This window comes from Vibrio sp. Y20_XG_PY13, assembly GCF_024181925.1.
Lineage (GTDB): Bacteria > Pseudomonadota > Gammaproteobacteria > Enterobacterales > Vibrionaceae > Vibrio > Vibrio parahaemolyticus.
Genome location: NZ_JAMZAL010000002.1, coordinates 747564 through 760759, shown reverse-complemented (window position 1 = coordinate 760759; position 13196 = coordinate 747564). Strand labels below are relative to the sequence as shown.

Genomic DNA, 13196 nt, shown 5'->3' with positions numbered 1-13196 from the left:
TAAATTGTTCTTAATTAATCTGATGTTGCAGTGTCTGAATAGAAATTGAAAACTGATGCTTGAGGTGGTGAAAGTCAATCTTACCCTCTAATTTGTTAGAAGAACTGTATTGAATCTCAATGATCTTTTCACCGTCGCTATCAAAGATGACGCGAGAATTATTTTTATCAATCATTTGCCACCTTACCTCATTTAACGATCCTTCCCAAGCGGAACTCGGCCAGAGCGTGATCATCAGGTTAAATAATACCTGTTCTGGCTGCGGTAGCGTACCTTGCAAACCGTTGAGTACTTCGGTTTGGATTTGTTCTCCATCGTAAGACAACGAGAGTACTCGCGTCCCCCAAGATGAGAAGCCTGCCAGTACCACTTCGTTGCTAGTCACTTGCAGTTGCACCGGAAGTTGCTCAGATGTGGGTTTGCCATCAATTACCCAAGAGGCCGTAATCAATTGGCTGGCAGCCAGCTGGTAACCTAAGCTGGCTGGAGTCGGTAAGTTAACTTGGGTGTTCTCAGCAATATCGACTTGAGGCGTCGATTGGTGAGGTACCAAGCTGCATGCACTTAAAAACAGACTCAGTACGATTAACGTCGCGCAGCGAAAAGCATGGTTAAAAATCATGACGTCGTTTCCTCTGTTTTAATCGCAATCGGAGAGAGCAGCCAAGCAACAAAAATACCGCTTAACACCGTAATGCCGAAACTGTGAATCGCGTGAGTTTGGCTTAGTGACAGCAACCCAAATGACAGCACAGTGGTTATTGCCGAAAGGGTGATCGCCAATAGTGTGCTCACGCTGCGGGCTTTCTCGGCAAAGAACAGAGTGTAATCTATCCCGATACCAAGAATGAGCACCAAGCCAAGCAAGTTGAACAGGTTTAATGTTGTTCCCATCGCGACAGCAGTTGCCAGACCGCACGCGCAAGCAATCAATGATGGCAGTAAAACTCGCCAACTGTGTTGCAGACCGTACCGCTTGATTAACACCAGAAAGATCACAGTACTGGCGGCTGCCAACAGCTCCATGATTTTGATTCGGTATTCACCAAATAGGGCGGAAATTTCTTCTGCTTTGTTTAGGTAGACAACGTCAGGCTGCGATTTGGCAAAAGACTTAACAACGGCGGAGTCTTGCAATTGGTTTAACACCACTACCGTTGCCGATTTTCCTTTAATTTTACCCAAATGGAGAAAACGCACAGGCGCTGATACTGGGTTTTGCAAGTACTGATCAACCGTGACAGGGATAAAGTCGGCGTCCATTTGGGGCTTTTTATTTAAGCGCAGTCCGGATGCAAGTGGGCTGGATTGTGTCGCGTAAAGGTCGTGAATCAATTGATAGTCTTGTTGCTGACGTTCAACTGAGCTCAAGTAGCGGCTCAGACTCTGGTAGCTTTCGATGGTGCTGTCTGCTTTCCACGCTTCTAAAGTTGGCGTCAAAGACTCCAGCTTTTTCATTAGGTTTTCGTCATCGTCGGCGGTAACGACCAACATTTGCTGCGAAGATTGCATGCCACTGAGCGTCGTAATCAAGGTTTCTTGCTGCTTGAGATCTTTCGGCATCGTTTGCAGCAGACGAATGTCGTCATCGTAGTTCAATTGCAGCAAGAAAAAACCACTCGCAACCACACATAACATCGGTAATCCGACTTTAATTCGAGGTTGATTCCAAAGTGTTAACCATTTCGCCAACAGTGATTGTCCCGGTAAATTCGAAATGGTGCGCGATGGGTTACGAGCCAGTATCGGATACCAAGCTACCACTGTGATGTAAGCGGCAATCAGACCAATGGATGAAAACAGCGCAAGCTGCTGCAAACCAGGAAACGGCGCCACTAACATGCCCAAATAGCCGATCAAACTGGTGATTAAGCCAAGTGTGATCGCTATGAAAATATGCTTTAACCCTTGCTCGCTATCCCATTCATTTCCCGCCGCAAGGCGTTCGGTTAGGTAGTGGAATGCGTAGTCGATAGACACGCCGATTAAACTTGCGCCAAACACTAAGCTGAACAGATGGACTTTTCCAAAAATCCACGTCGTAACGGACAACGCAACGAGCAAACCAATGGTGATGGAAAGCAGTGCGAGAGACAGTGGCATCACACTACGAAAGACCAACACGAACAATGCAATGATACCGAGCAGAGAGAACACACCGATGGTACTGATCTCCGATTTGGCACTTTGCGTACCAAAGTCGGCGTAAAACAGAACGCCAGTATGTGAGACTTCAGCGCCATATTTCTGCGTGACGTTTTGTTCTAGCGCTTGAATATCAGGGACTGCAAGCTGCCCAGTTAGGCTATAAGGCGACTCTTTTAGCTCGGCAGTAATAAGCAAGTATTGAGAACCGTCTTTTTCGACGGACAGATAGCCGTTATCCAACCGGAAAGAGGACGATTGCTGGGTAACTTGGCTTAGATAATCCCGAAATAGCAAGAAAGGGTCATTTTGTAACTCTTGCCCAGTCACCCCAGAAAACGGGTTGTACAGAGACTGAATCACATGCTGCACTTGCTGTTCTGGATTTTGGCTTAAACGCTCTCGTTGTTCAGGTGTCAGCAATTGGAAGCGGTGCTTAAAGTAGTAACTTGCCCAAGCTTGCTGTTCTTGAGGTGAGATCTTTCCCAACACATCGCGAAAATGATTACTCTGACGCAACCCCTTATCAAATTCAGCGGCCGCTGCAAAAAGGGCATTTTTGTCCGGCGCTGTGATCACGAAAATGACTTTGTCGCTCATACTTGCCGAGACCGACTCAAAGGCTTGCTCAGCCACCGGGTTTTGTTGGTTCTTCGGCAGCAGTTTTAAAATGTTGGTCTCAATCGGAGATTCTGCACTCCAAACCCATTGTTTGAGTAGCAACGCGCCCGCTAAAACAACGAGATTGAGCCAAACCAGAGCAAAGGTGTGAGTGCCGAGACTGAGTTTAGAAACGGAATTGAGCGTCTTCGGCATCCGTGAGTTCCTGAGGTAGAGAGGTCTGGTTCGTAAACGTGATTTCGGTCTTATCGCCACGCAGCTCTTGTAGGGTTAGGCGATCAATGTGCGTTTTACCGGAAAGAGTGATGGATTGAAACACCGCATTTAATGGCGACTGTTTGGGCACTAAAACGAGCTGCCACTGATTGTTCTCAACTGAAAAATCGAGTGTGAATTGTTCTTGCAGTGCAGAAGTATCCCCGTGGAACACGGATAAAAACACATGGCTAAAGTAGAACGCCATTGGGTTTTCTTCTGCAGAGATCGTTTTCGGAGCTTGGTCGGCAAAAGTCTGACGAAGTTTGTTTTCCGTCAATACCAAATTGACTGCGAAAGGTTCTGTTTGTTGCCACAACAAGCCATGTGTTTTGCTCAGTGTGAATTGACCTTTAGAGGTTAGAGGTTGACTGAACATTTCCAGATGACGCTGCTGCGTAAAATCTCCGCGTACGATTTCATGCTGAGACAACTGCTGCTGAAGCGATGCCAAATCCGTTACATTTGCAGTCGGTGTGGCCAGTGCTGGAACAGAAAATATCAACAAAAAAGAGAGTAACCACTTATGCATTAGTTCAGGCTCCCATGGTTGTGCCATTGCTCTACTTTATCTAAAAAGACTGCTGGAGAAACAAAGCACATCTCTTGCTTTTCAATGGATACGGCGACTTGCGTTGTATGCGCTTTGCACATACGTTGATTCGTTTCGGCGTCGTAAATCACGTAATCCACACGTAAGCGGTTTTCCCACTCAGTGAGTTGCGCGGTAATACGAATGGTGTGATTAAACGGAATCGCCTTCACGTATTTAACGCGCGTGTCGATGATCGGCCACATGTACCCAGAGTCTTGCATATCGCGATAGCTGTATTGGATCTTCTCCATCAGCACACGACGCGCTTCTTCAAAATATCGAAAGAAGTTGCCGTGATAAATCACGCCCATCGGGTCAGCATCTTGAAAAGAGGTGACCATAGTCACCTCCGCTTCTAATGGGTAGAGAACCTGCTCTTGCATTATACCTCCACGTAGAGTGGCCAATGACGTTGCTGAATGCGTTCAATGAAATGACGCAAATCTTGTTCCAATGGGCGATCTTCAATCACAAATTCAAACTCGCTCAGTACGGCGTCACGAATTACTCGCAAACTCTGACTCATGTGGTGTTCGTCCAATTCGTTATGACGGCGACGAATCTCAACCGCTTGAACGCTTGCTAGGAGTGAAGCCGCAGCAACTTGCTCTGTTAACTCAAGTACGCGTAAGCAATCACGAGCCGCAATGGTGCCCATGCTCACTTTGTCTTGGTTGTGACACTCGGTTGAGCGAGAAAAAACGCTCGCTGGCATGGTGTTTTTCAACGCTTCTGCCGTCCAAGCTGAGATACCAATCTGAACCGCTTTAAAGCCGTGGTTGATCGGTTTACGCTCGCCTTCTGCACCGGTTAAGTTAAACGGCAGGCCGTTATTGAACTTGTAATCCATCAGTTGCGCCATCTGACGGTCCAGCAAATCAGCTAAGTTGGCAATGTTCACTTTCAACGTATCCATCGCCATTGCGATATGACCACCGTAGAAGTGACCGCCGTGCAGAACGCGCTCGTTGTCGCCATCGATAATTGGATTGTCGTTGGCACTATTTAGTTCATTCTCAATCAATTGACGTAGCCAAGGCAGTGAGTCTTGCACCATGCCAATTACGTGTGGCGCACAACGCAGCGAGTAACGATCTTGCAGTCGGTCGCTATTGCGTGGCGGACGTTCAGCATTGAGATCATCACGCAGCCAAGCCGCAACTTGCTGTTGACCAGGGTGAGGTTTTACCGCAAACAACGCTTCATCAAAGTGGAAGTCATTACCTTGCATACCCACAGAGACCATCGCGGTAATCTTGGTGCAAAGCTGCGCTAGGTATTCTGCGCGTTTGTAGGCAAGACAGGCGAGGGCAGTCATCACGGATGTACCGTTCATTAACGCCAAACCTTCTTTTGGTTTTAGGCGAATTGGCTCAATGTCCAGCTCTGCAAACACTTCTTGTGTTGGTCGCACATCGCCTTTGTAAAGCACTTCACGCTCGCCAATTAAGGTCGCCGCTAGGTAAGACAGAGGCGTTAAATCGCCGCTTGCGCCCACCGAGCCTTCTTGTGGAATACGCGGCGCAATATCGTGATTGATAAGCGTAACGATTTGGTTCAACAGATCGTGAGACACGCCAGATACGCCTTGCGACAATGAACATAAACGGGTTGCCAGCACCGCGCGAGCTTGCTCATGAGAAAGGATTTGACCTAAGCCACAGCCATGGAAGCGCGTAAGGTGCAACGGAAGTTCATCCACAAGAGCGGGTGGAATCGCCACAGTACATGAATCGCCGTAACCCGTAGTCACGCCGTAAATAACGCCTTCTTCTTTCAGTAATCGTTCCAGAAACGCCACGCCACGATCAATTTTCGCGGTAAATTCTGGCGAGGTGTTCATGTTTGCCTTTGCACCTTGAGCAATGGCAACGACATCTTCGATGGTTAAAGATTGGGCACCAAAAGTGATGTTGTGATTATTGTTGTTTGTCATGTGGCTGATTACTTAAAGTCCAGAAGTTAAAAAAGTTGTACCACTGTAACGGCGCTTGCAGTGTGTGGTGTTCTAATCTGTGTGCGTACTGTTGAACAACGTGTTCTAGTGCCTGCTGACGCTCCTTGCGCGGTAGCGTGATTTGGTCACTAAAGTGTTCAAAGTACACATTAAAATGCGGAGTGTTTGCTTCATCGTCGCGTAGGCCGAAGAGTAGATAAACCGGCGCTTTTAATACCGAGGCCAGCATGAATGGGCCTTGCGGAAATGGCGCTGGTTTACCAAGAAAATCTGCCCAAACGACACGATTTTCTTTGCTGGTAGAAGTGCGATCTCCAACGATCACCACCCATTCGCCTTGCTCGATTTTTTGTTGAAGCAGAATCGCGGTGTCTGGTCCCATTGAGCTGACTTGAATCAAATTCAGTTCCGAGTTTGGGTTTACCGCCTTCATTACCGCATTAAATTGTTCAGCGTGTTGGGTAAATACCAAGGCGTTGATTTTGACATGAGAGTGTCGACGACCAAGCGCGCGGCAGAGTTCGATATTGCCAAGGTGTGAGCCTAAAATGAGCACGCCTTGTTTTTTCTGCGCCATCTCTTCGAAATGATGCTGGCCGTGAATGGTTAGGTTGTCGACATTAAAGTCACCTTGCCATGCTGCCAGTTTGTCGAGCATGGTTCGCCCAAAAGAAAGCAGATGATGATAGCTGTCCAACTGTTTTGGTAGTGCGATGTTCTGCTGCGCTGCGTAGCGCTGCAAGTTTTGCAGGTAAATCTCAGACGCTTCGCGGGCTGATTTACCCGTGAAGTGGTAGTAGCGCATGACTAACTTTAAAATCAGGTCGAACGCTTTTCTGCCGAACAAGCGGTAAACCGCGAGCAAGGTTTTGATGCCTAAAATCGTGCCTTGTTCTTTTCGTTTCGACCAGTGGGCATTGCTGTCATCTGTGTGACGGCGCTTTCTGGCGAGTAGCGAAGGAATGCGCGGCAACATGCCAAAAAATAGGCGAGTGTGCATCCAGCTTATCTTGACGTTATCCCACAATGCGTCGAAGTGGGAAATGCCACCTTCAGGGTAGATCACGCGCGTTGGAACAAAATCAATATCGACGCCTTCCCAGTACATTCGCACCAGAATTTCGATATCAAAATCCATGCGTTTGCCGATGTTGTACTTGTTCAACACGGCGACCGTTTTCGCCACTGGGTAGGCGCGGAAACCGCACATGCTGTCTTTGATAGACAGTGACAAGGTTTCTATCCACACCCAAACGTGCGTAGCGTAGCGACCATACAGACGGGCTTTAGGTACGCTCTCGTCGTATATCGGTTGGCCAGAAATCAGGTTATCTGGTTTTGTTTCGCTGGCGCTGAGCAATTTGGGTAGTGCTTCTAGGTCGTGTTGACCGTCTGCGTCGATTTGAATGGTGTGCGTAAAACCAAGCTGGTGAGCTTGATGTAGGCCAGCCATCACCGCGCCACCTTTGCCTTGGTTTTCACTCAGACTAATCAGTTTTATCAGCCCTTGCTCACTCAATGCTGAAAGCGCTTGTTTGGTGTCTTCATTGCTGCCGTCGTCCACGACCAGCACTGGCAAATCGAAAGAGGATAACGACGCAACCACGTCTGCAATTGTGCTGCCGTGGTTGTAGCAAGGAATTAAAAAGCAGGGACGGTAATCACTCACGTGACTCACCCAGTTTCATTTTGCCTGAAGAGTGAGTCACCAAGGTTTCACCGTTTTTCGATGTGTACTTAAAGGTCAATTTCTCGCGCTCATTGTCCCAAGAGAGTGAGAGACAAACGTCGGCGTTTGGCAGAATCGGCTCTTGAAATTTGATGACTTCCATTCCTTTAAATACCTTGGGGGTGTTCAAATATTGAACGGCGTAGAACAACGCCCAGTCAATTTGTGTGACGCCGGGTAAAAGAGGAAAGTGACTGAAATGACCTTGGAAATCTAAGATGTCAGCATCCACACGCAGCGACAGCTCCGCGGTGTGGTCACTCACTTCAATATTCTGAATAGTTGGTTTTCTTTTATCCATGTTACTAGCTTTATTGGAATAGTTTTTCAATTTCAGCAACTTGGCGTTTGCCTTGGCTGTTCAATGGAATTTCGTCGACCACTCGGAATTTTCTCGGGATAGCGATCGGTTCTAGCCAATTGCGCAGTGCCTTGCGAAGCTCAAGCCAAAACTTGCCTTTACCAAGTTCATCAAGCACATCGCTGCCTTTATCGCTAAGTACGATGATCGAGACTAACGTGAGGCGACCAGATTCTTCCATTGGGATCACCACGCTTTCTTGAACCCACGGCAGTTGCTCTAAACGTTTTTCCACTTCGACAAGAGAAATACGCTTTTCTTCGACTTTGACGATTCGGTCAGTGCGTCCACGCAATTCAAAAGAAATACTATCATGGAAATAGCATTCATCCGCAGTTTGGTACCAAGTGTTTTCATCAATGTGTGGCGAGCGGAGCTTTAAACAATTTTCATGGTTAAGCTCGGCTTCAACACCAGGGAATAACGTCCAAGGAGTGCTGGCTACGTGCTGCTGACGGTAAGCGATGCCGCCGGTTTCTGTGCTGCCAAAAACTTCAATAGGAAGTGACCCAAACAACAGCTGGCTGTGTTGCGCGGCTTGGTTTGGCAGGGGGCCTCCAGAAGAAAATACGCACCGAATCGCCACCGGATTGTGCTCTTCACTGAGTCGTTTTAGTAACGCAGGGCTGCTTACTAGCGTGGTGTCAGCATCGGCGTGATGGACAATTTGCTCAGGGAATTCGAGGTTGTGCGCTGAAAATGGACGTGCAGAACACAAAGGCCACAATACGCGAAACAGCAAGCCGTAAATGTGTTGATGAGAGACGGTGCTTTCAACGCGTGTGTTGGCAACCGTGTCGCCCCACAGGTTATCTAGAATAGCAACTTCGATATCGAGCTGTTTCAGCGTTTTTGCAATGGCTTTTGGTGTGCCGCTTGAACCCGAAGTGAATAGCGTTACCGGTATTTCCGCCAGTTTCAATTCACGCCAAAAATAAGGTTGTTTGGCCTCTGGCTCGTTAATCAAGGTGATGCCTACCAATGATTGAGCTTTTACTAGGAGTGAGCTCACCTGTTCTGAAACAGAAACATCGGCATCATGCAACAATAAATCGTAATGCTCGCTGAGTTCTTTGAGTGCTTCTGGTTGGTAGTTACCAGGCAATACAATGGATTTTCCTGCGTGACAACAAGCAAAAAAGCCAACGGCAAATAGGTAGCTGTTGCCAAAACACAACGCAATGTTTTGCGTTGGCTGGGTTTCTAACTGCTGAGCAAGCGTTGCGACGTGCTTCTGGAAATCACCCCAAGTGATAACTGTGTCGCGATCGTAAGAGACAGGGGATTGCTCATACCTCTTTGTGCTAAGCAATGTCGCCAGTGAGGTAAAGCTCGAATACGTTGTATTCATACGATTAGTGTTCCTTTCGAACAAATTGACGCACGATCCATTCTCCGGCGAACAAGCTACCAGCAAGTAAGTAGCTAATCAGACCGTTATACAGCGTCCATATTTTTACTGGCAGGAAACAGGTATAGAGGGCAAAAGCGGCATTCAGTACAAAAAAAACGCACCAAACCATCGTCACTTTGCGAGTGTAAGCAACGCCGCTTGGCGGTAGTTCTGGTTCTTGTAAACGCGCGAGCCTTTCAATGATCGATTGAGGCTGTTTGAGACTAAATGCGAACACGCACAACATGCATATGTTCACAACCACAGGGTAAAACTTAAGCCACCCGTGTTGTTTAAACACCATGCCAAGCGCAACAAGAAGAATACCGACAGCGCCCGTGGTGAGCGCTAGGAATTTAAACTCTTTAAGTGGGGTCTTATTTGCGACGAATAAACGCAAAAGCAACGCAGCAATTAACAAGCCCCCAACTAAGTTCAAGCCAAATTTATCTATACCGAAGTAAACGGCGAAGGGGTAGGCAAACAGTACAATTGCAGACAGACCAGTCAGCAATTGGCGCATTAACTTTCCTTCAATAGCTCAGTGACTGCGTTAACGACATCGTCAACAGTTCTTACTGTACTAAATTCAGCAGGTTTGATTTTTTTACCAGTGACATTCTGTAGGTGCACGACCAAATCAACCGCGTCAATGCTATCTAGATCGAGATCTTGATATAAGTGCGCGTCAGGTTGGATGTCGTCTGCGTCGATTTCGAACAGCTCAACAAGCGCATCTTTAACTTGTTCAAATACTTGATCTTTATTTACATCAGTCATGAATATACCTACAACTTATTCATTAGTTTGAGAAGAAACGTATTTCGCTAGGTTTGCTACAGAAGCAAAGTGTTCGCGCGTATTTGAGTCGTCAGCATCGATGACGATGTTGTATTGCTTTTTAATTGCTAATCCAAGCTCAAGTGCGTCGATAGAGTCTAAGCCAAGTCCATCACCAAAAAGTGGCGCATCCGTTTCAATATCGTCTACGGTTAAATCTTCAAGGTTCAAAGCATTAATAATAAGTTGCTTAATATCGTTGTGTAACTGTTCCACTGGGACCTGCTTATCAATAAAAGTTTTCTGGAAAAATGTTGTCAGCTAAGTGCTGTTGTAAGCGTCGAGCCGCTATCGTTGGTGACGTAGTTTGCTTTATAAAGGGCTCAATCTCAACTTTATCCTTAACTTCAATTTTGAAAAAGGGCTTTGTTGTTGGCACCTGATACCATTTTTTCTCTTTTGTGAGAAAGCTCGGTGTCACCGTAATATGTACGACTCTTAAATCTCGTTCTGTTCTTACTGCAATTTGCGCCGCGCCACGTTGCAACTTAGGTTTTATGCCTGGTGTTGTTCTTGTGCCTTCAGGAAATATAAGCAACACGTTGCCTTTATTAAATCGTTCTTCACAAAGTGCTAATAAATCATCTGGCGCTTCGTTTGGAATATATCCGGCCGCTTTTACAATATGCTTCATAAAAGGATTCGACCAAATTGCGGACTTTACTAAACAATCACAGCGATTTAATTGTGAGGCGATTAAAACGTAATCAATTAAACTCGGATGATTGGCAACAATTAAACAATTTCGATCTTGTTGAAGAAGGTCTGCGCCAATAATTTCATAATCAATCGCCCCGCTGAACTTCATTAATTTACAGAATGTGTTGAAAGAATATTGAATCGCGCCTTGAACTTTATATTCACGTTCAGTTTGGTCAGAGACAAAAATACGAATAGTTGGAATCACGATAAAGCTCAGCGCTAAACCACCCAAACCAAATACCGAAAAACAGAAACCCGTGGCGAGCACGCGCCAATACTGATTTAAGCGATTCATTGTTTGCGCCATTCCCAAGATTGCTGTGGGGCATGGATGGTCCACTGAGTTTTGTTTGACAAGTAGTGCTGCAAAAACGCTAAGCCTTGTGGCAAAAGGTGGCCTTGTGTTTCTACGCTGTGGCTGCTGCGCAACGTAAAATCATCACCGTTTGATAGCACCAAACCTAAGCCAAAGCCCGGATATTGCTGCTGTTCAAATTCGGTGTAGGAGTCAGGTAAAGGTTCATCAAAGTCGACAAGCAGAACTTTCTTATCTGGATTGTCTGCTAAAAATAGCCACGCTTCTAATATCGCGCTTTGGAATGTATTTTCCGATGCCGCAATCGAAGTGAGAGGGATTGGCTGCTTGGTTGCGATGGTCGCTAAACCTGCCGCGGTATTGTGCACTGATTGAGAGAACGCCATTGGAGAGGCTTCTTCGCCACTGATGATGTCTGCAACCAGCGCGACACTGCGATGCAGTTCGCCATGACGGCTAGAAAACACCAGATAGTCGACCTGATGTTGCTTTAATAATTCGATGGCCGTTTGCACTGCAAGTTTACTTAATGGACTCATTCTTCTGCGCATCATTGCAGGAATATCCGCCACATTTACTTTGCCATCTTGTGGCCAATTTCCGCTTGCAGCCCATTCTTTCCATTCATCAGGTTGAGATAAACCTAGTGAATTCGCTGTCCACGCATCAATATTGAACGAAATTTTGATCTTCGAGTTTGGCATATTTGGTTAAATTGTTTATTTTACAGCTCGATACAATTTGGGCTTCACCCGAATTCATAATAAAAAGGAAATTCTTATGTCGCGCTTTAAGCTGTACATCTCATTATTATTAACTTTGCTTCTTGTCGGTTGTGGACGTGTACAACCTGTATTGAGTGTGGAGGATACTCCAGTTGCGTATGATCTTCAAAATAAACAAGTAAAAATGGCGATTGTGCAATCCGCAACTAACCGTGGTTGGACGATTGAAGAAGTTAGTCCGGGTGTATTAATTGCGAAAATTCACGTTCGTACACACTCTGCTGAAGTAAAAATTCCATACAACAACAAATATTATTCAATTATTTATCTCAACTCAGTAAATCTCAAAGCAAGTGATGGCAAAATTCACCGCAATTACAATCGTTGGGTAAACAATTTAAATGTTGATATTCAGCGAGCACTTGCGTTGTTGGGCACTCAGTCTCAGCAATAAAAATTATTAAATGCAGTTAGGTTTTTTCGTGTTAAATCAAAATAATGATCCTTTTAATGCTTTTGAAGCAAAAACAGAAGCTCAAAAATTATCTTTTGCCCCTATCGTTTTCCATACCGCGAGAACGCTCAGAGATTTGGGTATATTAGCGGCGCTCGATAGCGCTGGTTCAAAAGGCATGAGCGCCATTGATATCGCCGAAAAAACAGGCGTGTCAGAATATGGTGTCAAAGTGCTGCTAGACATGGCGATAAGTGCGCACATTGTTTTGTGGGAAAAACCTAACTACTCACTGGCCAACCTCGGGTTCTACTTGTTGTACGATGGCATGACCCAAGCAAACATGGATTTCACGGCCGACGTTTGTTATGCCGCGATGATGCACTTGACTGAAGCAATCAAAGACGGCAAACCTGCTGGATTGAAAGAGCTGGGCGATTGGGAAACCATCTATCAAGGATTGTCGACATTACCTGAGCAAGCTAAGCAGAGCTGGTTTAAGTTTGATCACTTCTATTCGGATCGTTCTTTCCCATTGCTGCTTAAAGAAGTGTTTACCAATGAGCCAAAACATATTGTCGATATCGGTGGCAATACGGGTAAATGGGCAATGCAGTGCTGCAACTACGATAAAGATGTGCATGTGACCATTGTTGATTTGCCGCAGCAATTGGAAGTCGCGATGTCGAACGTGGCAGAGAATCAGCTCAGCGAGCGCGTGCATCCGTATCCTGCCAATATGCTTGATAAAGCCCAAACATTGCCTGATCATGCCGATATTTGGTGGATGAGCCAGTTCTTAGATTGTTTCTCTCCAATTGAAATTTTAAATATTTTGAAGAAAGTGAAGGCGCAGTTGAGCGCGGGCGATACCGTTTACGTTCTCGAACTGTTTTGGGATGCGCAGAAATACGCGGGCGCGTCATACAGCTTAAATGCTACCTCGCTTTACTTTACCTGCCTAGCCAATGGTAATAGCCGTTTCTACCGTAGTGATGATTTCCTAGAAATTGTTGAAGCAGCAGGTCTCTCTGTTGTGGAAAGAACGGACAACATTGGCCTCGGACATACCTTATTAAAACTCCAAGCAAGCTAGTATAAAG

15 protein-coding genes are annotated in these 13196 nt (G+C 46.1%); 2 read left to right on the top strand and 13 right to left on the bottom strand.

Going from position 1 to position 13196, the window contains the following annotated elements; all coding sequences use genetic code 11:
- Positions 1-10: 10 nt before the first annotated feature.
- Genes NL646_RS08515 through NL646_RS08455 form a run of 13 tightly spaced genes read right to left on the bottom strand, consistent with a single transcriptional unit; the run spans position 11 to position 11618 of the window.
- Complete coding sequence (locus NL646_RS08515) at positions 11-622, bottom strand: DUF3261 domain-containing protein (protein WP_140278870.1); 612 nt, start codon at positions 620-622, stop codon at positions 11-13.
- Positions 619-2961, bottom strand: a complete 2343-nt coding sequence (locus tag NL646_RS08510; protein ID WP_253664086.1) for an MMPL family transporter — start codon at positions 2959-2961, stop codon at positions 619-621. The genes NL646_RS08515 and NL646_RS08510 overlap by 4 nt, the downstream gene beginning before the upstream one ends.
- On the bottom strand, positions 2933-3553 hold the full coding sequence (locus NL646_RS08505) for an outer membrane lipoprotein carrier protein LolA (protein ID WP_140067102.1): 621 nt from the start codon (positions 3551-3553) through the stop codon (positions 2933-2935). The genes NL646_RS08510 and NL646_RS08505 overlap by 29 nt, the downstream gene beginning before the upstream one ends.
- Positions 3553-3999 (bottom strand): thioesterase family protein, encoded by a 447-nt coding sequence (locus tag NL646_RS08500; protein ID WP_005388315.1) that lies wholly within the window; start codon positions 3997-3999, stop codon positions 3553-3555. The genes NL646_RS08505 and NL646_RS08500 overlap by 1 nt, the downstream gene beginning before the upstream one ends.
- Positions 3999-5552, bottom strand: coding sequence for a histidine ammonia-lyase (hutH, locus tag NL646_RS08495; RefSeq protein WP_070225909.1), 1554 nt, complete (start codon positions 5550-5552; stop codon positions 3999-4001). The genes NL646_RS08500 and hutH overlap by 1 nt, the downstream gene beginning before the upstream one ends.
- A complete protein-coding gene (locus NL646_RS08490) occupies positions 5536-7242 on the bottom strand; it encodes a glycosyltransferase (RefSeq protein ID WP_031416564.1) in 1707 nt (568 codons plus the stop codon). The genes hutH and NL646_RS08490 overlap by 17 nt, the downstream gene beginning before the upstream one ends.
- On the bottom strand, positions 7235-7603 hold the full coding sequence (locus tag NL646_RS08485) for a hypothetical protein (protein ID WP_021449611.1): 369 nt from the start codon (positions 7601-7603) through the stop codon (positions 7235-7237). Before NL646_RS08485 ends, NL646_RS08490 begins: the two co-directional genes overlap by 8 nt.
- Before the next feature lie 10 nt (positions 7604-7613).
- On the bottom strand, positions 7614-9014 hold the full coding sequence (locus tag NL646_RS08480; RefSeq protein WP_180797593.1) for an AMP-binding protein: 1401 nt from the start codon (positions 9012-9014) through the stop codon (positions 7614-7616).
- Positions 9015-9018: 4 nt separating this feature from the next.
- Positions 9019-9579, bottom strand: coding sequence for a hypothetical protein (locus tag NL646_RS08475; RefSeq protein WP_025498687.1), 561 nt, complete (start codon positions 9577-9579; stop codon positions 9019-9021).
- Positions 9579-9836, bottom strand: coding sequence for an acyl carrier protein (locus NL646_RS08470; protein ID WP_005460583.1), 258 nt, complete (start codon positions 9834-9836; stop codon positions 9579-9581). Before NL646_RS08470 ends, NL646_RS08475 begins: the two co-directional genes overlap by 1 nt.
- A 15-nt stretch (positions 9837-9851) precedes the next feature.
- On the bottom strand, positions 9852-10112 hold the full coding sequence (locus NL646_RS08465; protein WP_005457487.1) for a phosphopantetheine-binding protein: 261 nt from the start codon (positions 10110-10112) through the stop codon (positions 9852-9854).
- A 13-nt stretch (positions 10113-10125) separates the two neighbouring features.
- Positions 10126-10893 (bottom strand): 1-acyl-sn-glycerol-3-phosphate acyltransferase, encoded by a 768-nt coding sequence (locus NL646_RS08460; RefSeq protein WP_015296424.1) that lies wholly within the window; start codon positions 10891-10893, stop codon positions 10126-10128.
- Positions 10890-11618: a beta-ketoacyl synthase chain length factor gene (locus NL646_RS08455; protein ID WP_140067100.1), complete on the bottom strand. Its 729-nt coding sequence runs from the start codon at positions 11616-11618 to the stop codon at positions 10890-10892. The genes NL646_RS08460 and NL646_RS08455 overlap by 4 nt, the downstream gene beginning before the upstream one ends.
- 76 nt (positions 11619-11694) lie before the next feature.
- Here NL646_RS08455 and NL646_RS08450 point away from each other — a divergent pair, with 76 nt between their 5' ends.
- Both NL646_RS08450 and NL646_RS08445 read left to right on the top strand, forming a co-directional pair.
- Positions 11695-12093 carry a lipoprotein gene (locus tag NL646_RS08450; RefSeq protein ID WP_005460588.1) on the top strand — a complete coding sequence of 133 codons (399 nt, stop codon included), beginning with the start codon at positions 11695-11697 and terminating at the stop codon, positions 12091-12093.
- A gap of 10 nt (positions 12094-12103) precedes the next feature.
- On the top strand, positions 12104-13189 hold the full coding sequence (locus NL646_RS08445) for a methyltransferase (RefSeq protein WP_140067098.1): 1086 nt from the start codon (positions 12104-12106) through the stop codon (positions 13187-13189).
- The last annotated feature ends 7 nt before the right edge of the window (positions 13190-13196 follow it).

Coding starts and splice junctions, on each gene's coding strand:
- NL646_RS08445 (WP_140067098.1), top strand. CDS start 12,104: ATGCAGTTAGGTTTTTTCGTGTTAAATCAAAATAATGATCCTTTTAAT.
- NL646_RS08485 (WP_021449611.1), bottom strand. CDS start 7,603: ATGGATAAAAGAAAACCAACTATTCAGAATATTGAAGTGAGTGACCAC.
- NL646_RS08500 (WP_005388315.1), bottom strand. CDS start 3,999: ATGCAAGAGCAGGTTCTCTACCCATTAGAAGCGGAGGTGACTATGGTC.
- NL646_RS08470 (WP_005460583.1), bottom strand. CDS start 9,836: ATGACTGATGTAAATAAAGATCAAGTATTTGAACAAGTTAAAGATGCG.
- NL646_RS08510 (WP_253664086.1), bottom strand. CDS start 2,961: ATGCCGAAGACGCTCAATTCCGTTTCTAAACTCAGTCTCGGCACTCAC.
- NL646_RS08505 (WP_140067102.1), bottom strand. CDS start 3,553: ATGCATAAGTGGTTACTCTCTTTTTTGTTGATATTTTCTGTTCCAGCA.
- NL646_RS08455 (WP_140067100.1), bottom strand. CDS start 11,618: ATGCCAAACTCGAAGATCAAAATTTCGTTCAATATTGATGCGTGGACA.
- NL646_RS08515 (WP_140278870.1), bottom strand. CDS start 622: ATGATTTTTAACCATGCTTTTCGCTGCGCGACGTTAATCGTACTGAGT.
- NL646_RS08475 (WP_025498687.1), bottom strand. CDS start 9,579: ATGCGCCAATTGCTGACTGGTCTGTCTGCAATTGTACTGTTTGCCTAC.
- NL646_RS08450 (WP_005460588.1), top strand. CDS start 11,695: ATGTCGCGCTTTAAGCTGTACATCTCATTATTATTAACTTTGCTTCTT.
- NL646_RS08460 (WP_015296424.1), bottom strand. CDS start 10,893: ATGAATCGCTTAAATCAGTATTGGCGCGTGCTCGCCACGGGTTTCTGT.
- NL646_RS08480 (WP_180797593.1), bottom strand. CDS start 9,014: ATGAATACAACGTATTCGAGCTTTACCTCACTGGCGACATTGCTTAGC.
- hutH (WP_070225909.1), bottom strand. CDS start 5,552: ATGACAAACAACAATAATCACAACATCACTTTTGGTGCCCAATCTTTA.